This is a genomic window from Futiania mangrovi (assembly GCF_024158125.1).
Classification (GTDB): Bacteria; Pseudomonadota; Alphaproteobacteria; order Futianiales; family Futianiaceae; genus Futiania; species Futiania mangrovi.
In genome coordinates, this window is sequence record NZ_JAMZFT010000001.1 from 928,969 (window position 1) to 950,056 (window position 21,088).

Below are 21,088 nucleotides of genomic sequence, written 5' to 3' on the forward strand. Positions count from 1 at the left end.
CTTGACGCTGCCCAACCTCATCACGCTTGCCCGCCTGTTCGCCGTGCCGGGAATCCTTTATGCGATCGCCATCGGGCAGTACCAGCTGTCCTTCATCATCTTCGTCGCGGCGGGGGTGAGCGACGCGCTCGACGGCTTCATCGCCAAGCGATTCGACCTCGCGACGACGCTGGGGGCGTGGCTCGATCCGATCGCGGACAAGGCGCTGCTGGTCAGCGTGTTCGTGGCGCTTGGCTTCCAGGGGCACATTCCGCCGTGGCTCGTGATCGTGGTGGTCAGCCGCGACCTTCTCATCGTGGGGGCGATCCTGCTTGCCCGCCTGATGGATGTCGAGATCCCGGTCAGGCCGATATTCGTGAGCAAGATCAATACGTCGCTGCAAATCGTTCTGATGGCCGTGGTGCTGTGGACGCTGGGCTACGGGGCCAGCTATCCGATGCTTGTGCTTCTGCTCTCGGTCGGCGTTGTGATAACGACGGTCGTATCGGGCGTGCAGTACCTCGTCCGCTGGCTCGAGGCGGTCGGTACGGGCGAGTAGCGTTCGGGCACCGGGCGTAAGATTTCGGTTGGAGAGAGGTTGAGCGTCATGTCCATGCGGTCGCACGCGCTGTTCTGGCTGGCGGTTCTCGCCGGTACGCTCATTTTCCTCGGTGCGCTCGGCGGGATCCTGCTGCCGTTCGTGGTGGCGCTCGGCCTCGCCTATCTTCTCGATCCCGTCGTCGACCGCATGGAGACCTGGGGCCTCGGCCGGATGACGGCGACCATCATCGTGATCGTGCTCGTGTGTCTGCTGGGCGTTGCGGCCTTTCTGCTGATGATCCCGCTGTTGCTCGACCAGGCGGTCGGCTTCGCGCAGCGCCTGCCCGATCTCGCCGCGCGGCTGCGGGAGATGGCGCTCAATCTCTCCGCCGGGCCGATCGGACAGTATCTCGAGAACTCCGGAACCGACGTGACGGGCACGATCAAGGATGTGTCGGCAACCCTGCTCGGCATCCTCGGCGACGTGGCCAAGCGCGTCTGGGCGAGCGGGCTTGCACTCTTCAACCTCGTCTCCCTGATCCTCATCACGCCGTTCGTCGCGTTCTACGTGCTGCTCGACTGGGACCGCATGGTCGCCAAGATCGACGGCTGGCTGCCGCGCCGCCACGCCGACACGATCCGCAGGATCGCGCACGACATCGACGATGTGCTGGCAGGCTTCATCCGGGGGCAGGGGACGGTGTGCCTGATCCTCGGCGTCTTCTACATGCTGGGGCTGAGCATCGTCGGCCTCGATTACGGGCTGATCATCGGCTTCGTGGCGGGGCTGCTGACCTTCATTCCCTTCGTGGGCGCGGCGGTCGGCCTGCTCATGTCGGTCGGGGTCGCGCTCGTCCAGTTCTGGCCGGACTATTTGATGATCGGGGCGGTCGCGGCGATCTTCTTCGCAGGCCAGGCGCTGGAGGGGAACTTCCTTTCGCCGAAACTCGTCGGCGACCACGTGCAGCTTCATCCGGTGTGGATCATCTTTGCCCTGCTTGCGTTCGGCTATCTCTTCGGTCTGGTGGGGACGCTGATCGCCGTGCCCGCGGCGGCGGTGATCGGCGTTCTGGCGCGCTTCGGCGTCGCGACCTACCTGCAGAGCGACCTCTACGAGGGTCGTCAGGGACGCGACGGAGAGACATGAGCGCGCAGCTTGCCTTCCGCTGGGATGCCCGGATCAGCCACGGGCGGACCGATTTCGTGGTGTCGGCCGGGAACGCCGCGCCCGTCGGCCTGATCGAGGCATGGCCCAATTGGCCGGGGCGCACCCTCGCGCTCTGCGGGCCCGCGGGCTGCGGCAAGAGCCATCTGGCGAACGTCTGGGCCGACGAGATCGGCGAGGTGCTGCGGCTGCAGCTGGCCGACCTGACGGAGGCCCGCGTCTCCCGCCTGACCGGGGGCGAGAACATCCTGATCGACGACGCCGGTGTGCCGGTGGATGAGGCCGCGCTCTTCCATCTGCTGAATCTGTTGAAATCCGGAGGCGGCAGCCTGCTGATGGCGGCGCGCACCGCGCCTGCGCGCTGGAAGACGCGGCTGCCGGACCTCGCCTCGCGGCTGAGGGCCGTGACGGTGGCGCAATTCGACCTGCCCGACGACGACCTGCTCGCCGCCTTGCTGCACAAGCACTTCCGCGACCGCCAGCTCGACGTTGGCGACGCCGTCATCCGTTATCTCGTGCCGCGCATGATCCGCTCGGGCGCGGATGCGGCGCGGCTTGCCGAGGCGCTCGACCGGGCGGCGCTGGCCCGCGGGCAGGCCGTTACCGTGCGGCTTGCCGGCGAGGTTCTCGCGTCGGGTCAGAGCGGGCCGTAACCGCACTGTCACGGCCACCCGCTACGCCATGCTTTTGCTTTCTCCCGGGGACAAGGCGAGGCAAGATTGAATACCATGACCATTACAGCGGGCACCGACAGCATGACCGTTCAGGAGGCCGGCGCCGACGTGTCCGCCGGCAGGGCAGGCGACCTGATGGACTCGCCCACACGGTTCTTCAATCGCGAGTTGAGCTGGCTGCAATTCAACAGGCGCGTGCTCGAGGAATCGCAGAACCGCAATCATCCGCTGCTCGAACGGTTGCGGTTCCTGTCGATCTCCGCCACCAATCTCGACGAGTTCTACACGGTGCGCGTGGCGGGCCTGCGCGGCATGATGCGGGCGGGTGTCGAGACGTTGAGCCAGGACGGGTTGACGCCCGCGCAGCAGCTTGAGCGCGTGAACGCGCAAGCCAACCGCCTGATCGCGGATCAGCAGGCGATCTGGCGCGGCATCGTGGAGGAGTTGGGCGCCCAGCGCATCGAGGTGCTGGAGCCGAAGGAGCTGACCGCGGCGGAGCGGCAGTGGATCGAGAAGCGTTTCCTCGACGAGATCTTTCCGGTCCTAACCCCGCTCGCCATCGATCCGGCGCACCCCTTCCCGTTCATTCCGAACCAGGGCTTCGCGATCGCGTTGCAACTGCGCCGCCGGTCGGACGGCGAGACGCTGGAGGCGCTGTTGCCAGTGCCGAACCAGCTGCGCCGTTTCATCCGGCTGCCGGATCTCGCCAGGGGCCGGGCCAAGCCGCGCATCCGGTTCATCTCGCTCGAAAACGTGCTGAGCCTGCACTTCGACAGCCTCTTTCCCGGCTATCAGGAGGTTGGGCGCGGTGCCTTCCGCGTGCTGCGCGACAGCGACATCGAGATCGAGGAAGAGGCGGAAGACCTTGTCCGCGAGTTCGAATCCGCCCTGAAGCGGCGGCGCCGGGGAAGCGTCATCCGGCTCAAGGTCGACAATATGATGCCGCCGGACCTCGTGGCGATGGTCGCGGGCGAGCTGGACGTCGATCCGGGGGAGGTCGTGGTGATCGACGGCGTCCTGGGCCTCGCCGACGTGAACCAGCTCATCGTCGACGACCGGCCCGACCTGAAGTTCACGCCCTACAACGCCCGCTTTCCGGAGCGGATCCGCGAGCATGGGGGCGACTGCTTCGCCGCGATCCGGGCCAAGGACATCATCGTCCATCACCCTTACGAGTCCTTCGACGTGGTCGTGCAGTTCCTGCGGCAGGCCGCCCAGGACCCGAACGTCGTGGCGATCAAGCAGACCCTCTATCGAACGAGCCATGACAGCCCGGTCGTCAAGGCGCTGATCGAGGCGGCGGAGGCGGGCAAGTCGGTCACCGCGCTCGTCGAGCTCAAGGCCCGCTTCGACGAGGCCGCAAACATCAAGTGGGCGCGCGACCTTGAACGCGCGGGCGTGCAGGTGGTCTTCGGCTTCATCGACCTGAAGACACACGCCAAGGTATCCATGGTCGTGCGGCGCGAGGGCGGGGGGCTTCGCACCTATGCCCATTTCGGCACCGGCAATTATCACCCGATCACGGCGCGCATCTACACCGACCTGTCGCTGTTCAGCGCGGACGAGGCGCTGGGCAGGGATGCCGCGCGGCTCTTCAACTTCATCACCGGCTATGCCGAGCCCGTGGGGCTGGAGAAGATCGCCATCTCGCCTGTCTCGCTGCGCGACACGCTGCTGCGCCACATTGACGAGGAGATCGCCCACGCCCGCGCAGGGCGCCCCGCCGAGATCTGGGCGAAGATGAACGCGCTCGTGGAGCCGGGGCTCATCGACGCGTTCTACAAGGCATCGCAGGCCGGCGTGCGCGTGCGCCTCGTCATCCGCGGCATCTGCTGCCTCAGGCCGGGAATTCCGGGGCTGAGCGAGAACATCGAGGTGCGATCCATCGTCGGCAGGTTCCTCGAACACTCCCGCATCGTCTGTTTCGGCAACGGCGCCCCCTTGCCCTCGCGCAAGGCGAAGGTCTACATCACGTCGGCCGACCTGATGCCGCGGAACCTGTTCCGCCGGGTCGAGGCGATGGTTCCGATCGAGAACGAGACGGTGCACGAGCAGGTGCTGGACCAGATCATGTGCGCAAACCTGATCGACACGGAGCAGAGCTGGGTGCTCGAACCCGATGGAAGCTACCGGCGGCTGTCTGCGGACAAGGCCGGCAAGGCATTCAACGCACACCATTATTTCATGACGAACCCGAGCCTGTCGGGGCGGGGCTCGACGCTGAGGACAGAGCAGCCGCGGCCGCTCATGGAACGTACCTGAGGCCAATTGGACGGATCCGTGTCAGATCATCGGGACGCCTTGAACCCACGCATGGGCACGCGCAGGCTGCTGGGCGTGATCGACGTTGGATCGAACTCGGTCCGCCTCGTTGTCTACGATCTCTCCGACAACATCGTCGTGCCGCTCTACAACGAGAAGGCACTGTGCGGGCTCGGCCGGCTCGACCCTGAGACGGGCCGTCTGGCGCAGGCGGCTGCCGACAGCGCGCGGCAAACGCTCAGGCGGTTTCGCCGGCTGGTCGACGCCATGGACCTGACGGAGATTATCGCGGTGGCGACCGCGGGGATCCGCGATGCGGCCGACGGCGCCGATTTCGTGACCGAGGTGCGCGAGGAGCTGGGCCTGCCGCTTCGGGTGCTGAGCGGTGACGAGGAGGCGAGCTACGCGGCCCTTGGCGTGCTGTCGGCCATCCCCGACGCCTGCGGTGTCGCGGGTGACCTGGGCGGCGGAAGCCTGGAGCTGGTGGAAGTGGCGCACGCGCAGGCATCGCCTGCACATCGTGTCTCCCTGCCCATCGGGCCGCTGCGCCTGCCGCAGGGGGCGAGCCCCGCAGAGCACCGGCGGGCGGAGGAGATCATCGATACGGCCCTCGACGGCGTACCCTGGCTGAGCGAGGCGGCGGGCGACACGCTCTACCTCGTGGGGGGAAGCTGGCGTGCCTTCGCCAAGGCGCACATGGCGCAGACAAACTACCCGATCCACGTGCTGGGCGGCTACGCGATGCCGCGGGGACAGGCGCTGACCTTTGCGAGCCTGCTGGCCCGGCAGTCTGCGCGCTCTCTCGGCAAGCTCGAGAGCATCTCGCGGCGGCGGCAGGAGATCCTGCCGCTCGGTGCGCTGATACTGGAGCGGCTGATCGCGCGGACCCGCGTGCGCAACGTGGTCGTCTCCGCAAACGGCCTGCGCGAAGGGCTCGCGCACGAGCGCCTGAGCATCGATCCCGACGCCGATCCCCTGCTGATGGCGACGGCGGCGGTGGAAGGACGGCGCTGCCGCTGGCCGGGGCTTGGCCGCGCGCTCGATCATTGGCTGGCGCCGCTCTTTGCCGAAGACGGTCCGGCCCGGCTGCGCCTGCGGCTCGCGGCGGCAAAGGCGAGCGACCTCGGCTGGCGCAAGCATCCCGATTACCGCGCACTGCAGGCGAGCGAGGAAGTGCTCTACGCGACCTGGCCCGGCCTTACCCATGCGGAACGGGTGCTGATCGCGCTGGCCGTCGGGCGGCGCTACGACCCGAAGGCGCAGGTGCCGGCGGATGCCGCCGCCGCAATGCTGCTGTCGCCGGAGGAGGTTGCCTGGGCCGAGCGGCTGGGTCTTGCGCTGCGTCTCGGCCATCTCCTGGCCGGCGGCACCGTCGACATCCTGGAGCGTGCGCGGCTCGAACTGACGGACAAGACCGTTGCGCTGGTGCTCGGCGTGGGCGAGGGAAGCCTGACGAGCGAGCAGGTCGAAAAGCGTCTCGCCCAGCTCGCCCGGGCCTTCGACCGCAAGCCCGAGATCAGGACCTGCGACCGGTAATCCTCATTCGAGGTCGCGCAGCGCCTTGACGTCGATCGCCTCGGCATAGGCCAGGCGATCATCCGCCGTTCCGCCGTCCACCGTCACCATGATGCGGTTGTCGACCAGCATCTGGATCTGATCCTCACCGATGACGGCGGTCTGCCGGTTGATCCGGGTGACCTTGCCCTGGCTGCCCATGATCGCCGGGTTGGAGAACAGCCCGGCCATCTGCGCGATCATCGGCGAATCCGCGATAAAGGTGACGGTGACGGTTTCGCCGTCGCGGGTATAGCTGCGCGCGGCCGTGTTGCCGCCGAACAGACCCATGCCGCCGCTGGAGGACTCGGGCTCCTGCCCCTCCCAGCCTTGGGGCGGCTCTGGCAGAAGCGCCGCCATCTGTTCGCCCTTCATCTGCTGCATCAGCTGGAGGGCATAGGTCGTGCTTTCCTTCGCGCCCGCGATGTCGCCGTCACGATAGAGTTCCAGCGCCTCGGTCAGCACGTCCTCCACCTCGTCGGCATGGGCCGGGATCGTCAGTGCGAGCGGAAGCGCGACGAGGCCGAACCGCACGAGGCGTGCGAGCGTCGATGTCATGTGCAGATCTCCCTCCGGTTGAGTGCGGGCAGACTAGAGGCGTGCGCGGAGGCCCGCAATCCGGGTCAGTCCCGCTCCAGCACCACGGAGCCGTCCTTCAGGCGCAGGCCGATGCGGCCAGCCATCAGGTCGAGGGCCGCATTGCCGAAGATCTCCCGCCGCCAGCCGTGCATGACCGCGTGTTCGCCGTCAGGCTCGGCGGCAAGGCGCTCCAGGTCGGCGGCCGATGCAACCAGCCGACCGGCGACGCCCATGTCGTCGGCGCACGCCTTCAGCAGCACCTTGAGCAGGTCGAGCACGGCCGCCGGCACTTGCGGCCGGTCGCCGCGCGAGGGCAGGCGGGGCAGGGCGTTGTCCGGAACCGCGAGCGCGTCCTCGATCACCTTGAGCACCGCGCGTCCGTTCCCGCTGCGTCCGAACCCACGGGACACCGCGCGAAGCCGGTCCATTTCGTCCGCGCTGACAGGCTTCTGGTGGGCGAGTTCGAGCAGGCCGTCGTCCTTCAGGATCCGGTTGCGGGGCACGTTCTGCGCCTGCGCCGTCTCCTCCCGCCAGGCCGCAAGCCGCTGGAGCAGCAGGAGCGCGCGCCGGTTCGAGACGCGGCCCTTGATGCGCTCCCACGCATCTTCGGGCTGCGTCTCGTAGGTCGCTGGATTGGCGAGCACCGCCATCTCCTCAGCGACCCAGTCGGCGCGGCCCGTCCGGTCGAGCTCGGCCCGAATCGCCTCGTAGACCGTGACGAGGTGCGTCACGTCGGCCAGCGCATACTCCACCTGCTTGTCGTTCAGAGGGCGGCGCGCCCAGTCAGTGAAGCGCGAGCTCTTGTCGATCTGCACCCCGCAGATGCGCCGCACCAGCGTGTCATAGGCCACCTGGTCGCCATAGCCGCACACCATGGCCGCGATCTGCGTGTCGAAGAGCGGCGTCGGGATTACCTTGCCGAAGACATGGAAGATCTCGATATCCTGGCGCGCGGCATGAAAGACCTTTAGCACCGCCTCGTCGGCCAGCAGGGCGTAGAGCGGGGCGAGGTCGATCCCCTCGGCCAGCGGGTCGACGGTCACCGCGTCGTCCGCCGAAATCGCGATCTGCACGAGGCAGAGCTTCGGCCAATAGGTCGTCTCTCGGTGAAACTCCGTGTCGACGGTGACGAACGGGTGCTTGCGCGCCCGGTCGCAGAAGTCGGCGAGCGCCGATGTGGTGCGGATCATGGTCATCTTGGGCCCACGTCATAACGCAGACGGGCGGCCCTTGTCTTTCCCGTCTTTCGAAACCGCCGCAAAAGCCCCTGGATCGCCCTCCAATAGCCCCCCAATCGCTTGACAAGGCGCGCAAGTGCGTGCGTTCTCCGGGCCGCATCTGCGAGGAGAGACCGTCATGCACGCTTACCGTTCCCACACCTGCGCGGCGCTGCGCGAGAGCGACGCGGGCACGGCCGTCCGCCTGTCGGGCTGGGTGCACCGGGTGCGCGATCACGGCGGGCTGCTCTTCATCGACCTGCGCGACCATTACGGCATCACGCAGATCGTGGCCGACCCGGACTCGCCCGCCTTCGCCACGGCGGAGCGGCTGCGGTCGGAATGGGTCGTGCGCGTCGACGGCGAGGTGCGCCACCGCCCGGCGGAGACCGTGAACGCCAACCTGCCCACCGGGGCGATCGAGGTGTTCGCAGCCTCCATCGACGTGCTGTCGGAGGCGCAGGAGCTGCCCCTGCCGGTGTTCGGCGAGCTTGAATACCCGGAGGAGACGCGGCTCAAGTACCGCTTCCTGGACCTGCGGCGCGACCGGCTGCACCGCAACATCGTGCTGCGCTCGCAGATCATCGCGTCGATCCGCCGCCGCATGACCGACGCGGGCTTCATGGAGTTCCAGACGCCGATCCTGACGGCGTCGAGCCCGGAGGGGGCCCGCGACTTCCTCGTCCCCTCGCGTCTTCATCCCGGCAAGTTCTACGCCCTGCCGCAGGCGCCGCAGCAGTTCAAGCAGCTGATCATGGTCGCGGGCTTCGACCGCTATTTCCAGATCGCGCCCTGCTTCCGCGACGAGGACGCGCGCGCCGACCGCTCTCCGGGCGAGTTCTACCAGCTCGACATCGAGATGAGCTTCGTGGAGCAGGAGGACGTCTTCCAGGCGGTCGAGCCGATCATGCGCGGCCTGTTCGAGGAGTTCGGCGCGGGCCGCCATGTGCCCGACGCCACCTTCCCGCGCATCCCCTACGCCGAGGCGATGCTGAAGTACGGCTCCGACAAGCCCGACCTGCGCATCCCGCTCGAAATCGTCGACCTGACGGAGGAGTTCACGGACGAGAGCGTGACCTTCAACGCCTTCAAGAACGTGATCGCCAAGGGCGGCGTGGTGCGCGGCATCCCGGCGCCGGGGGCGGCATCGCAGCCGCGCTCCTTCTTCGACAAGCTGAACGACTGGGCGCGCAAGGACATGGGCGCGGCGGGCCTCGGTTATGTCGTGCTGGAGGACGAGGAAGGCGCGCTGGCCGGCAAGGGGCCGATCGCGAAGTTCATCCCCGCGCCCGTGCTCGCCCGCATGGCGCACAAGGCCGGCCTGAAGGGGGGCGATGCGCTGTTCTTCTCCTGCGACCAGGCGGACCGGGCGGCAGCGCTGGCGGGCCAGGCGCGCGTGCGCATCGGGCGGGAGCTTGGCTTGCAGGAGGAAGGCACCTTCCGCTTCTGCTGGGTCGTCGACTTCCCGATGTTCGAGTGGGACGAGGACAACAAGAAGGTCGAGTTCTCGCACAATCCCTTCTCCATGCCGCAAGGGGGCATGGAGGCGCTGCTGACCCAGGACCCGCTGACCATCAAGGCCTATCAGTACGACATCGTCTGCAACGGCATCGAACTATCGTCGGGCGCGATCCGGAACCACCTGCCGGAGATCATGTACAAGGCATTCGAGATCGCGGGCTATGGGCCGGAGGTCGTGGAAGGCAAGTTCGGCGGCATGCTCAATGCCTTCAAGTATGGCGCGCCGCCGCACGGTGGCATCGCGCCTGGCGTCGACCGCATCGTCATGCTGCTGGCAGGTGAGGAGAACATCCGCGAGGTGACGCTCTTCCCCATGAACCAGCGCGCGCAGGACCTGATGATGGACGCGCCCGCCGAAGTGGGCGCGAAACAGTTGCGCGACGTGCATATCCGCGTGGTGAAGCCCGAAGGCAACTGATCGGCACCCGAGGGGGGCTGAAAGGCAAGGCCGCCGGGCAGGGGGTGTCCGGCGGCCTTTCCGTGCCCGCATCCCCGGGGGGGAGGGGACGCGCGCAACCTCAATCGAGGTTGATGTCGTCCTTGTCGGTCAGCGCGCCGGTCGCGGCACCTGCCGCGCCGCCGATGACCGCGCCGCCAAGAACGCTGCCGCCCGTGAGCGCCGCGCCCGCCGCGCCGACGCCCGCGCCGATGCCGCCGCCGGAAAGCGCGCGCTCGCCTTGCGTGTTGCCGCAGGCCGTCAGCGCCAGCGCGCCGGTAACCAGGGTGATCGCTGCAATCGTCCGCATCGGAATGTCCTCCGCTCCTGTTGCGCTGTTGCCATCACAACGGGCTGGGGCGGGGGAAGGTTCCTGCAAGGGTCCGGAAAAGCGAACGGGCCGCCCCTCGGGGGAGGGAGCGGCCCGGCCGTCTGACGCAACGCGGAACGTGCGGTGCGTTTCAGTGAGAGGTCACGAACACCCGCTTGTGCTGCCGCAGGTGTCGCACTTCATGCAGGTGCCGTTGCGCACCAGCGTGAAGTTGCCGCATTCGCCGCAGGGGTCGCCCTCGTAGCCCTTCATGCGGGCCTCGACGATGCGGTCGGTCTGGAGAGAGCCGGAGACGGCCATCGCCAGCGCGCCGTCGGTGGCGCCATAGGCCGCCGCCGCCGCCTCGCCGCCGCCCGCATAGGCGACCGCCTGGGCCGGGGTCTGCGCACCGCCCGAGATCACCGTCAGGTGGCTGCCGCCCTGCGCCGCGCGCAGGAAGCCCGCGCTCGCCACCTTGAAGACCGGAACGGAGGTTACGCCGCCCTCGTCCTCCGGCGCCTTGCCTTCGCCTTCGCCGCCGCCGAGCGCGTCGAAGCGCACCTCCGACGGGTCGACATGGGCGAGGTCGTTGCGCCCGAGGTAGGACACGGCCAGTTCGCGGAACACATAGTCGAGGATCGACGTCGCGTTCTTGATCGTGTCGTTGCCCTGGACGAGGCCCGCCGGTTCGAACCGCGTGAAGGTGAAGGCGTCGACATACTCCTCCAGCGGCACGCCGTACTGCAGGCCGAGCGAGACGGCGATCGCGAAATTGTTCATCAGCGACCGGAAGGCCGCGCCCTCCTTGTGCATGTCGACGAAGATCTCGCCGAGCTTGCCGTCCTCGTACTCGCCGGTGCGCAGGTAGACCTTGTGGCCGCCCACGATGGCCTTCTGCGTATAGCCCTTGCGCCGGTGCGGAAGCTTCTGCCGGTCGGAGCGGATGATGCGCTCCACGATCCGCTCGGCAACGGCCTGCGCGCGCTCCTGCATCGGGGCTTCCGCCGCGACCAGGTCCTCCAGGTCGTCCGCCACGTCGTCGTCGTCGAGAAGCTGGGCCGACAGGGGTTGCGAGAGCTTGGAGCCGTCGCGGTAGAGCGCGTTCGCCTTCAGGCCGAGGCGCCAGGACAGCATGTAGGCGTCCTTGCAATCCTCCACCGTCGCCTTGTTCGGCATGTTGATCGTCTTGGAGATCGCACCCGAGATGAAGGGCTGCGAGGCCGCCATCATGTGGATGTGGCTTTCGACCGAGAGATAGCGCTTGCCGATCCGGCCGCAGGGGTTGGCGCAGTCGAAGACGGGCAGGTGCTCGTCCTTCAGGTGCGGCGCACCCTCGAGCGTCATGGTGCCGCAGACGTGCAAATTGGCCTTCTCGATCTCCGCCTTGGTGAAGCCGATGGCCGCCAGCAGGTCGAAGTTGTAGTCGTCGAGCGCCGCCTTCTGGATGCCCAGTACGCGGGTGCAGAACTCCTCGCCCAGCGTCCACTTGTTGAAGACGAAGCGGATGTCGTAGCAGCTCGCCAGCTGCGCCTCGACCGCGTCGATCTGCGCCTGCGCGAAGCCCTTGGCCTTGAGCGTCTCGTGGTTGATCCCCGGTGCGTCGGCCAGCGATCCGTAGCCGACCGCATACTTCTCGATCGCGCGGATCTGGTCGGGGCCGTAGCCCAGCGTCTCCAGCGCCTGCGGCACCGCGCGGTTGATGATCTTGAAGTAGCCGCCGCCCGCGAGCTTCTTGAACTTCACCAGCGCGAAGTCCGGCTCGATGCCCGTCGTGTCGCAGTCCATCACGAGGCCGATGGTGCCCGTTGGCGCAATTACCGAGGCCTGCGCGTTGCGGTAGCCGTTGACCTCCCCAAGCTCCAGCGCGCGGTCCCAGGCGCGGCGCGCGGCGCTCACCAGATCCCTGTCGGGGCAGTTGGCCGCGTCGAGCGGCACGGGCGTCGTGTTCAGGCCCTCGTAGCCTTCCATCGCACCGTGCGCGGCACGGCGGTGGTTGCGGATGACGCGCAGCATGTGCGCGGCATTGCGCTCATAGCCCGGGAAGGCGCCCAGCTCGCCCGCCATCTCCGCGCTCGTCGCGTAGGAGACGCCGGTCATCACCGCGGTGATCGCCCCGCACAGCGCGCGCCCCTCGGCGCTGTCGTAGGACAGGCCCGAGGACATCAGCAGGCCGCCGATGTTGGCGAAGCCCAGGCCCAGCGTGCGGAACTCGTAGGACAGTTGTGCGATCTTCTTCGACGGGAACTGCGCCATCAGCACCGAGATCTCGAGCGTGACGGTCCACAGGCGTACCGCGTGCTCGAACCCCTCGATGTCGAAGCGGCCGTCTTCCTGGCGGAACTGCATGAGGTTCAGCGAGGCGAGATTGCACGCCGTGTCGTCGAGGAACATGTACTCCGAGCACGGGTTCGACGCGCGGATGTCGCCATCGGCCGGGCAGGTGTGCCAGTCGTTGATCGTCGTGTGGTACTGGATGCCGGGGTCGGCGGACGCCCAGGCGGCGTGGCCGATCTGCTCCCACAGCTCGCGGGCGCGGACGCGGGCGGCGATCTTGCCGTCGGTGCGGCGGGTCAGCTCCCACATGCCGTCTTCCTCGACCGCGCGCAGGAAGGCGTCGGTCACGCGGACGGAGTTGTTGGAGTTCTGGCCGGCGACCGTGACATAGGCCTCCGAATCCCAGTCGGTGTCATAGACGTCGAAGTCGATCTCCGAATAACCCTGGCGGGCGAAGTCGATGACGCGCTTGACATAATTCTCCGGGATCATAGCGGCGCGGGCGGCCTTGATCTCCCGCTTCAGGGCGGGGTTCTTGCGCGGATCGTAGCAATCCTCGGCGTCTGCCTCGCAATTGATGCAGGCGCGCATGATCGCGTTCAGGTGCTTGTTGCAGAGCTTGGAGCCCGCGACGAGCGCGGCGACCTTCTGCTCCTCCTTAACCTTCCAGCCGATGTACTTCTCGATATCCGGATGGTCGACGTCGACCACGACCATCTTGGCCGCGCGGCGCGTCGTGCCGCCCGACTTGATCGCGCCCGCCGCCCGGTCGCCGATCTTGAGGAAGGACATGAGACCCGACGACTTGCCGCCGCCCGACAGGGGCTCGTTCTCCGAGCGCAGGCGGGAGAAGTTCGTGCCCGTGCCCGAGCCGTACTTGAAGAGCCGCGCCTCGCGCACCCACAGGTCCATGATGCCGCCGTCGCCGACGAGATCGTCGTCGATGCCCTGAATGAAGCAGGCGTGCGGCTGCGGATGCTCATAGGCCGACTTCGACTTGGTCAGCTTGCCGCTCTGGAAGTCGACGTAATAGTGACCTTGGCCCGGACCGTCGATGCCATAGGCCCAATGCAGGCCCGTGTTGAACCACTGCGGGCTGTTCGGTGCGGCCTTCTGCGTGGCCAGCATGTACCGCATCTCGTCGTAGTAGGCCTGGGCGTCAGCTTCGGAATCGAAATAGCCGCCCTTCCAGCCCCAATAGGTCCAGGCACCGGCCAGCCGGTCGAACACCTGGCGGGAATCGGTCTCTCCGCCGAAACGCTCTTCCTCGGGAAGTTTCGCCAGCGCCGCATCGTCAGGAACCTTGCGCCACAGCCAGGAGGGGACGTCGTTCTCCTCCACCGCCTTCAGCGCCGCGGGTACGCCCGCCTTGCGGAAGTATTTCTGCGCGATGATGTCGCCTGCCACCTGGCTCCACGCCTGCGGCACCTCGATCCCGTCGAGCTTGAACACCACGGAGCCGTCCGGATTGCGGATCTCGCTCGACGTGGTGCGGAACGCGATCGCCGCGTAGGGCGATTGACCTTCAGACGTGTAACGGCGTTCGATGCGCATGCTGTCCCCCGAAACTTGGCGTCTGGACGCACGTCCCCCGTGCTTCGGAAATCCCACTTTTTCCGATGCGGCAGACAGCTACGCCCGATTGTTTGAACGCGTGCCGGGACCGAAGCCGCCGGCGACCCCCAGAGAATGCGCAAGCCCGGCGGCAGGCGCAATAGATTTTGTGGGCTTGACACCCCTAAACACCACATGTCGGCGCAAAGGGTGAATCATGTGGATAAGATTCGGAACGCCGCGCCGCTTCTGGGAGAGGGGCTGGGGGTAGTGCGGGAAGGCTTGCTTAACCCTTTCGATCTAGCGTCGTTTTCCGGCGTTCGAAGAGGGAGCCGGGCGAACCGGAACCGATGAAATGTCGCAGGCCCCGCTTGCAGGAAGAAACCTGAGCGTCCTGGTTGTCGAAGATCAGGAGATGATGCGGCGTCTCCTTTCGGACATGCTGCTTCTGCTGGGGGTGGAGGACGTGCACGAGGCGGCAGACGGGCGCGAGGCGCTCGACATTGTCGCCGCACGCCCGTTCGACGCGATCGTGACGGATCTGACGATGGCCCCGGTCGACGGGCTGGCCTTCCTGCGAACCCTGCGCCACGCCCGTTTCGGGGAGCGTGCCGTCTGTCCCGTCGTGATGGTCACGGGACACGCAAGTCCCAGGTCGGTGATGGCGGCGCGCGCTCTCGGCTGCGCGCAGTTCCTCGCCAAGCCGGTCACGCGGGAGGATCTTGGCAAGCGCCTGCGCCGCGCCATCGACGCGCCCGTCCGCTTCGTCCTGGAAGGCGAGATGTACCGCCCCGTGCTTCCCGCCGAGCAGACCGACGACGGCGGCGTGTGGATGGTGGGCTGATCGGCGCGGTGCCGCGGCGGGTTGTGTTTGCCGGCTCGCGCACTGGCTGCTACATAGACCGCGGGCGGCCGCCTGGGGCCGAAGCATCCGACGCGGGCATGACATGAAGCTTCTGAAGCAGATCTTCACCTGGTGGAACGGTCAGACCATCGGCACGGCGCTCTATACGTGGCGGAAGGGCGTGCGCGTGGGCGAGGATGGCGCGGGCAACGTCTATTACCGCAGCCGGGAGGGTGACCGGCGCTGGGTCATCTACAATGGCGAGGCGGAAGCCTCGCGCGTGCCGCCGGACTGGCACGCCTGGCTGCACCACACGGTGAAGGAGCCGCCGACCGTGGCGCCGCTTCCCGCAAAGGCCTGGGAGAAGCCGCACGTGCCGAACCCGACGGGCACGGAGGGTGCCTACTTCCCGCCCGGTTCGCTGGCGCGTGGCGGCAATCTCGCCCGGCCTGCACCCGATTACGAAGCCTGGCAGCCCGAGTAAGCGGCGGAGATCGGCCGAAGCCCCGGAGGTAAAGACGCGGCATGCGCGAGAAACTGCTCGAGACGCTGATCGGCGCGCTTGTTCTCGTCGTGGCGGGCGGCTTCTTCATTTATGCCTATTCACGGGCCGATACCGAGGTTTCCGGCGGCTATGCGCTGGTGGCGAACTTCGACCGGGCCGACGGGCTGACGCGCGGCACTGACGTGCGCCTGTCGGGAATCAAGATCGGCCAGGTGATCGATCAGGCTCTCGACCGTCAGACCTATTTTGCGAAGGTGACAGTGTCGATCGACCCGACGGTCGAAATCCCGGCCGATTCCTCGATCCGCGTGGCGAGCGAGGGGCTGCTGGGCGGTGCCTATCTGTCGATCGAGCCGGGTGCATCCGACGACATGATGAAGGCGGGCGACGAATTCCTGCACACGCAGGGCGCGGTGGACCTCGTCGGCCTTCTCGGGCAGGCGGTGTTCAGCGCCGGTGGCGGCAAGCAGGAGGACGGACAATGAGCGGTGCAATGGCGTGGTCGGCAGAGGATTATGCGGCGAACGCCCGCTTCGTTTCCGATCTCGCGGCACCGCTGGTGGACCTGCTCGACCCGAAGGCGGAGGAGCGTATCCTCGACATCGGGTGCGGCGATGGCGTTCTGACCCAGAAGATCGTGGCGCGCGGGGCCGAGGTGCTGGGCCTCGACGCAAGCCCCGACATGGTCTCGGCCACCCGTGCGCTGGGCATCCCTGCCGAGATCGGCAACGCGATGAAGCTGACCTTCGAGGGAGAGTTCGACGCGGTCTTCAGCAATGCCGCGCTGCACTGGATGCCGGATGCGCGCGCCGTGGTGCGGGGCGTGCACCGCGCGCTGAAGCCCGGCGGGCGCTTCGTGGGGGAGTTCGGCGGGAAGGGCAATGTCGCGGCGATCGAGACGGCGATCCGCGCGATCCTGAAGGTGCGCGGCCTGGACAAGGGCATCCCGAATCCCTGGTATTTTCCCACGCCGGAGGAGTATGGCGAGCTTCTTGCCGAGGAAGGTTTCACCGTGCGGGAGATCGCGCTGGTCCCGCGGCCGACACCGGTGGTGGCAGGCATGGCGCGCTGGCTCGACACCCTGGCGGCGCCGCTGTTGAGCGGGCTCGACGCGGAACAAAGGGCAGCGGTGCGCGACGAGGCGGTGGAGCTTCTGGCCCCGGCCTTGCGGGACAGCAAGGGTCAGTGGCGTGCGGACTATGTGCGGCTGAGGTTCCATGCGGCACGCGGGTAAGCGGCGCCGGTTCGGTCTGCTGGCGGCCGGCGTGCTGATGCTCGCCGCGGGCGGGGCAGGGGCGGCGGAGGCGACGTCGGCCACGCTGCGGGCCCTCGACAAGGTCACGACGCGCATTACCGACATCGACCTGAAGGTGGGCGAGACCGCCACCTTCGGCGCGCTGACGATCCGGCTGGAGCGGTGCGTCGTCGCGGAGGGCGAGGGCGCCAAGGCACGCCTCGCCATCGACTACCGGACCGCACAGGGCGAGACGAAGCGGGTTTTCGACGGCTGGATGTTCAGCGAGATGCCGGCCCTCAACCCGCTCGAGCACCCGACCTACGACGTCTGGGTCGCAAGCTGCAGCACGTCCTGAGGGGACGTGTCCGCGGGCAGCGCGCGGAAGTCGGCATCGACTGCATCGATCGCTTCGGCCAGAAGCTCCCGGTAGCGCAGGCGCGGGATTTCGACGACGCCGAACTGGGCGAGATGGCGCGTCTGGAACTGGGTATCGAGCAGCCGGTAGCCGCCGTAACGCAGGCGCGCAACAAGATAGACCAGGGCGATCTTGCTGGCATCGCGGGCGCGGCTGACCATGCTCTCGCCGAAGAAGGCGCCGCCCAGCGACACGCCGTAGAGGCCGCCGACAAGGTGGCCACGGTCCCAGCACTCCACGCTATGGGCGACCCCCATCACGAACAGTTCGCGGTAGAGCGCGTCTATGCGCGGATTGATCCAGGTCTCGGGCCGGTCCGGTGCGCTTTCGGCGCAGAGTTCCAGGATGCCCCCGAAGTCGCGGTCGACCGTCACGGTGTAGGGGGCCTGGCGAATCGTCCTCGCAAGCCGCCTCGGCACGTGCACGCCATCCAGAGGCAAGATCCCGCGTTCCTCCGGGTCGACCCAGTAAAGCGTGGGATCGTTCCGCGACTGTCCCATGGGAAAGATGCCGAGCGCGTAGGCCCGCAGCAGAAGCTCAGGCGTGAGGGTGCGGTCGCTCACCCCTTGGTGTCCGTCTCCGGCGCTTTCGGCTCGTCGGAAAGATGGCGCTCCAGCCACTTGATGTCGTAGTCGCCGTTCATGAAGTCCGGGTTCTCGATCAGGTCCTGAAACAGGGGAATGGTGGTGCTGACACCGCCGATCACGAACTCCCCCAGCGCCCGCCGCAGCCGCATCAGGCACTCGTTGCGGGTGTTGCCGTGCACGATCAGCTTGCCGATCAGGCTGTCGTAATAAGGCGGGATGCGATAGCCGGAGTAGATGGCCGAGTCGAGCCGCACGCCCAGTCCGCCCGGTGCGTGGAAGTCGGTAATGGTGCCGGGCGAGGGCCGGAAGGTCCGCGGGTCCTCCGCGTTGATCCGACATTCGATCGCATGTCCGGAGAAGCTCACGTCCTCCTGCCTGAACGAGAGCGGCAGCCCGGCGGCAATGCGGATCTGCTCGCGCACGAGGTCGATGCGGGTGATCGCCTCGGTCACCGGGTGCTCGACCTGGAGGCGGGTGTTCATCTCGATGAAGTAGAATTCCCCATCCTCGTACAGGAACTCTACGGTGCCGACGCCGAGATAGCCGAGCTTGCGGATCGCGTCCGCGACGATGCCGCCGATGCGCGCGCGGTCCGTTTCGTTCAGCGCGGGCGAGGGCGCTTCCTCCAGCACCTTCTGGTGGCGGCGCTGCAGGGAGCAGTCGCGCTCCCCCAGGTGGACGGAGTTTCCGAAGCCATCGGCGATCACCTGGATCTCGATGTGGCGCGGATTGGCGAGATATTTCTCGATATAGACGGCGTCGTCGCCGAACGCGGCCTTCGCCTCGGCACGCGCGGTGCGGATGACGGACTTCAGTTCCGCCTCGTCGCGGGCGACCTTCATGCCGCGCCCGCCGCCGCCGGCAGCAGCCTTGACGATCACGGGATAACCGATGACGCGGGACGCCTCGACCGCCTGCTCTTCCGTCGTCACCGGCCCGTCGGAGCCCGGGACGACGGGGATGCCGAGGTCGCGGGCTGCCTGTTTCGCGGCGATCTTGTCGCCCATGAGGCGGATGTGCTCCGCCCGCGGCCCGATGAAGGTGAGCCCGTGCGCGGTCACGATGTCGGCGAAGCGCGCGTTCTCCGACAGGAAGCCGTAGCCGGGATGAATGGCTTCCGCGCCCGTCACGTCGCATGCCGCGAGGATGCTCGGGATGTTCAGATAGCTCTCGGCGGCCGAGGGCGGCCCGATACATACGCTCTCGTCGGCGAGGCGGACGTGCATGGCGTCCGCGTCGGCCGTGGAATGCACGGCGACCGTGCGGATACCCATCTCCTTGCAGGCGCGATGGATCCGCAGGGCGATCTCGCCACGATTTGCGATCAGAACCTTCTCGAACATGCCGTGTCCGCGCGCCCCCGCCTATTCGAGGACGAGCAGAGGCTCGCCGTACTCGACGGGTTCACCGTCGGCGACGAGGATCTGCTTCACGCGACCGCCGCGCGGTGCGGCGATCGGGTTCATGACCTTCATCGCCTCGACGATGAAGAGGGTCTGGCCTTCCTGCACCTGGTCGCCGACCTGGACGAAGGCCGCTGCACCGGGCTCCGGCGCGACATAGACAGTGCCCACCATCGGAGAGATCACCGTCTTTGCGGGATCGTGCACCGCCGCGGGGGCCACCGCCTCCGCCGCCGGGGCGGGCGCAGCAAGCGGGGCCGGCGCCGCCATCGCGACCGTACCGCCGGCGCGGGAGACGCGCACGCGGGTTCCGTCCTGCTCCACCTCGATCTCGGTCAGCTTCGTCTCGTCGAGGAGGGCGGCAAGCTGCCGGATGAGATCCTGGTCGATGGTGCCCTTCGCCATGTCGGTCCTTCTGATTCTGCTCAGGATGAGCCGCGGTCGAGATGAGCGGCCAGCGCCTGCAGCGCAAGCCGGTAGCCAAGCGGGCCGAGGCCCATGATGACGCCCAGCGCGACCGGGCTGACATGCGATACGTGCCGGAAGCTCTCCCGCGCGGCGGTGTTGGACAGATGCACCTCTATCACGGGCTTGCCGCAGGCGCGGATCGCGTCGTGGATCGCAATCGAGGTATGCGTGTAGGCGCCGGCATTGAGGACGATCCCGTCGAAGGCGTCCAGCGCCTCCTGGATCCAGCCGACGATCTCCCCCTCGGCGTTGGATTGCCGGCAGGTCACCTCGATGTCCAGCGTACGCGCCGCCGCCGCCAGGTCCGTGTCGATCCCGGCGAGCGTCTGCGACCCGTAGATGCCCGGCTCACGCCTACCGAGCATGTTCAGGTTCGGACCGTGGATGACGAGGATGCGGTGGGTCATGAAGACTCAGGTGCAAGATGCCAATGCGCCCCTATATATCGGTTCACCGGCTGCGCGCCAAACCACAATCGGCCTGCAGCCCTTGACATGCGGCCCGGATCGTCGTCTGCACGGCAAAAGCCTGCGCCGGACGCGGCACCGGGGATCGGAGACGGAAGAATGCAAGTCACGCTGAACGGCGAATCAAAGACCCTCGACACTCCCGTGACGGTTTCCGAACTGTTGCGGCAGTTCGCGCTGGACCCGGCCAAGGTCGCGGTGGAGCGGAATCTGGAGATCGTGCCGCGCTCGACCTATGACACGGTGCGCCTGGCTGACGGCGACCGGCTGGAGATCGTGCACTTCATCGGCGGAGGCGACCATGCGGAGACGGGCGCCGAGGACACCTGGACCGTCGCGGGACGCACCTTCCGCTCCCGCCTGATCATCGGGACGGGCAAGTACAAGGATTACGCGACGAATGCCCGCGCGCTGGAGGCGTCGGGGGCGGAAATCGTCACCGTGGCCGTGCGCCGGGTGAACCTTTCCGACCCGTCCCAGCCTATGCTCGCGGACTTCATCGATCCGAAGAAGGTGACGTACCTGCCCAACACGGCGGGTTGCTTCACGGGCGAGGACGCGGTGCGCACGCTGCGGCTCGCACGCGAGGCCGGGGGCTGGAACCTGGTGAAGCTCGAGGTGCTGTCCGACCCCAAGCATCTCTACCCGGACATGGAAGAGACCCTGCGGGCGGCGAAGCTGCTTCTGAAGGAGGGGTTCGAGGTGATGGTCTACTGCTCCGACGACCCGGTCTATGCGAAGAAGCTGGAGGATGCGGGCTGCTGCGCGATCATGCCGCTTGGTGCGCCCATCGGCTCGGGCCTCGGTATCCAGAACAAGGTCAACATCCGCCTCATCATCGAGCAGGCGCAGGTGCCGGTGCTGGTCGACGCGGGCGTCGGCACGGCTTCGGATGCCGCCGTGGCGATGGAGCTTGGCTGCGACGCGGTTCTGATGAACACGGCCATCGCCGAGGCGAAGGACCCGATCCGCATGGCGCGTGCCATGAAGCACGCGGTGATCGCGGGGCGGGAGGCCTATCTCGCAGGCCGCATGCCGAAGAAACGCTACGCAGACCCGTCCTCGCCGCTTGCCGGCCTCATTTGAGGCCGGCTTAC

20 protein-coding genes are annotated in these 21,088 nt (G+C 67.4%); 12 read left to right on the plus strand and 8 right to left on the minus strand.

Annotation, left to right across the window (positions count from 1 at the left end; genetic code table 11):
* Position 1 precedes the first annotated feature (1 nt).
* From NJQ99_RS04505 to NJQ99_RS04525, 5 genes are all read left to right on the plus strand, one after another.
* Positions 2-538 (plus strand): CDP-alcohol phosphatidyltransferase family protein, encoded by a 537-nt coding sequence (locus tag NJQ99_RS04505; protein ID WP_269331597.1) that lies wholly within the window; start codon positions 2-4, stop codon positions 536-538.
* Between the two features lie 48 nt (positions 539-586).
* Positions 587-1,666 (plus strand): AI-2E family transporter, encoded by a 1,080-nt coding sequence (locus NJQ99_RS04510; RefSeq protein ID WP_269331598.1) that lies wholly within the window; start codon positions 587-589, stop codon positions 1,664-1,666.
* Positions 1,663-2,337: a P-loop NTPase family protein gene (locus NJQ99_RS04515; RefSeq protein WP_269331599.1), complete on the plus strand. Its 675-nt coding sequence runs from the start codon at positions 1,663-1,665 to the stop codon at positions 2,335-2,337. Before NJQ99_RS04510 ends, NJQ99_RS04515 begins: the two co-directional genes overlap by 4 nt.
* A gap of 102 nt (positions 2,338-2,439) precedes the next feature.
* Positions 2,440-4,620, plus strand: a complete 2,181-nt coding sequence (locus tag NJQ99_RS04520) for an RNA degradosome polyphosphate kinase (protein ID WP_269332075.1) — start codon at positions 2,440-2,442, stop codon at positions 4,618-4,620.
* 51 nt (positions 4,621-4,671) lie between these two features.
* Positions 4,672-6,156 (plus strand): Ppx/GppA family phosphatase, encoded by a 1,485-nt coding sequence (locus NJQ99_RS04525; RefSeq protein WP_269331600.1) that lies wholly within the window; start codon positions 4,672-4,674, stop codon positions 6,154-6,156.
* A 3-nt stretch (positions 6,157-6,159) separates the two neighbouring features.
* On the opposite strand, the gene NJQ99_RS04530 is transcribed toward NJQ99_RS04525, so the two are convergent.
* Together NJQ99_RS04530 and rnd are read right to left on the minus strand one after the other, a co-directional pair.
* Positions 6,160-6,732 carry a hypothetical protein gene (locus NJQ99_RS04530; RefSeq protein ID WP_269331601.1) on the minus strand — a complete coding sequence of 191 codons (573 nt, stop codon included), beginning with the start codon at positions 6,730-6,732 and terminating at the stop codon, positions 6,160-6,162.
* 65 nt (positions 6,733-6,797) lie between these two features.
* Positions 6,798-7,943: a ribonuclease D gene (gene rnd, locus NJQ99_RS04535; protein WP_269331602.1), complete on the minus strand. Its 1,146-nt coding sequence runs from the start codon at positions 7,941-7,943 to the stop codon at positions 6,798-6,800.
* Between the two features lie 166 nt (positions 7,944-8,109).
* On the opposite strand from rnd, the gene aspS reads away from it, so the two are divergent.
* Entirely contained in the window at positions 8,110-9,909 is a 1,800-nt protein-coding gene (gene aspS, locus NJQ99_RS04540) for an aspartate--tRNA ligase (protein ID WP_269331603.1), read from the plus strand.
* Positions 9,910-10,009: 100 nt separating this feature from the next.
* Here the strand turns inward: aspS and NJQ99_RS04545 are convergent, their stop codons facing one another.
* Together NJQ99_RS04545 and NJQ99_RS04550 are read right to left on the minus strand one after the other, a co-directional pair.
* Positions 10,010-10,237: a hypothetical protein gene (locus NJQ99_RS04545; RefSeq protein WP_269331604.1), complete on the minus strand. Its 228-nt coding sequence runs from the start codon at positions 10,235-10,237 to the stop codon at positions 10,010-10,012.
* A 162-nt stretch (positions 10,238-10,399) separates the two neighbouring features.
* The gene (locus tag NJQ99_RS04550; protein WP_269331605.1) at positions 10,400-14,065 is read right to left on the minus strand and encodes a vitamin B12-dependent ribonucleotide reductase; all 3,666 of its coding nucleotides are present in this window, start codon (positions 14,063-14,065) and stop codon (positions 10,400-10,402) included.
* A 355-nt stretch (positions 14,066-14,420) separates the two neighbouring features.
* Between NJQ99_RS04550 and NJQ99_RS04555 the strand changes: the two genes are divergently transcribed.
* The 5 genes from NJQ99_RS04555 (at position 14,421) to NJQ99_RS04575 (ending at position 17,006) form a co-directional block, all read left to right on the plus strand.
* Positions 14,421-14,909, plus strand: coding sequence for a response regulator (locus NJQ99_RS04555; protein WP_269331606.1), 489 nt, complete (start codon positions 14,421-14,423; stop codon positions 14,907-14,909).
* Positions 14,910-15,012: 103 nt separating this feature from the next.
* Positions 15,013-15,393 (plus strand): NADH:ubiquinone oxidoreductase subunit NDUFA12, encoded by a 381-nt coding sequence (locus NJQ99_RS04560; RefSeq protein ID WP_269331607.1) that lies wholly within the window; start codon positions 15,013-15,015, stop codon positions 15,391-15,393.
* A gap of 41 nt (positions 15,394-15,434) precedes the next feature.
* Positions 15,435-15,899 (plus strand): outer membrane lipid asymmetry maintenance protein MlaD, encoded by a 465-nt coding sequence (mlaD, locus tag NJQ99_RS04565; protein ID WP_269331608.1) that lies wholly within the window; start codon positions 15,435-15,437, stop codon positions 15,897-15,899.
* Entirely contained in the window at positions 15,896-16,648 is a 753-nt protein-coding gene (locus tag NJQ99_RS04570; protein ID WP_269331609.1) for a class I SAM-dependent methyltransferase, read from the plus strand. The genes mlaD and NJQ99_RS04570 overlap by 4 nt, the downstream gene beginning before the upstream one ends.
* Positions 16,632-17,006 carry a DUF2155 domain-containing protein gene (locus NJQ99_RS04575; protein WP_269331610.1) on the plus strand — a complete coding sequence of 125 codons (375 nt, stop codon included), beginning with the start codon at positions 16,632-16,634 and terminating at the stop codon, positions 17,004-17,006. The genes NJQ99_RS04570 and NJQ99_RS04575 overlap by 17 nt, the downstream gene beginning before the upstream one ends.
* On the opposite strand, the gene aat is transcribed toward NJQ99_RS04575, so the two are convergent.
* The 4 genes from aat to aroQ are packed head-to-tail and all read right to left on the minus strand — an operon-like array spanning position 16,970 to position 19,931.
* Positions 16,970-17,629, minus strand: a complete 660-nt coding sequence (gene aat / locus NJQ99_RS04580; protein ID WP_269331611.1) for a leucyl/phenylalanyl-tRNA--protein transferase — start codon at positions 17,627-17,629, stop codon at positions 16,970-16,972. The two genes, NJQ99_RS04575 and aat, sit on opposite strands and share 37 nt — an antisense overlap.
* Positions 17,626-18,996, minus strand: coding sequence for an acetyl-CoA carboxylase biotin carboxylase subunit (gene accC, locus NJQ99_RS04585; protein WP_269331612.1), 1,371 nt, complete (start codon positions 18,994-18,996; stop codon positions 17,626-17,628). Before accC ends, aat begins: the two co-directional genes overlap by 4 nt.
* Before the next feature lie 21 nt (positions 18,997-19,017).
* Positions 19,018-19,461 carry an acetyl-CoA carboxylase biotin carboxyl carrier protein gene (accB, locus tag NJQ99_RS04590; RefSeq protein ID WP_269331613.1) on the minus strand — a complete coding sequence of 148 codons (444 nt, stop codon included), beginning with the start codon at positions 19,459-19,461 and terminating at the stop codon, positions 19,018-19,020.
* Between the two features lie 20 nt (positions 19,462-19,481).
* Positions 19,482-19,931, minus strand: a complete 450-nt coding sequence (gene aroQ / locus NJQ99_RS04595; protein WP_269331614.1) for a type II 3-dehydroquinate dehydratase — start codon at positions 19,929-19,931, stop codon at positions 19,482-19,484.
* A 159-nt stretch (positions 19,932-20,090) separates the two neighbouring features.
* Here aroQ and thiS point away from each other — a divergent pair, with 159 nt between their 5' ends.
* Positions 20,091-21,077, plus strand: coding sequence for a sulfur carrier protein ThiS (gene thiS / locus NJQ99_RS04600; RefSeq protein WP_269331615.1), 987 nt, complete (start codon positions 20,091-20,093; stop codon positions 21,075-21,077).
* Positions 21,078-21,088: the final 11 nt, after the last annotated feature.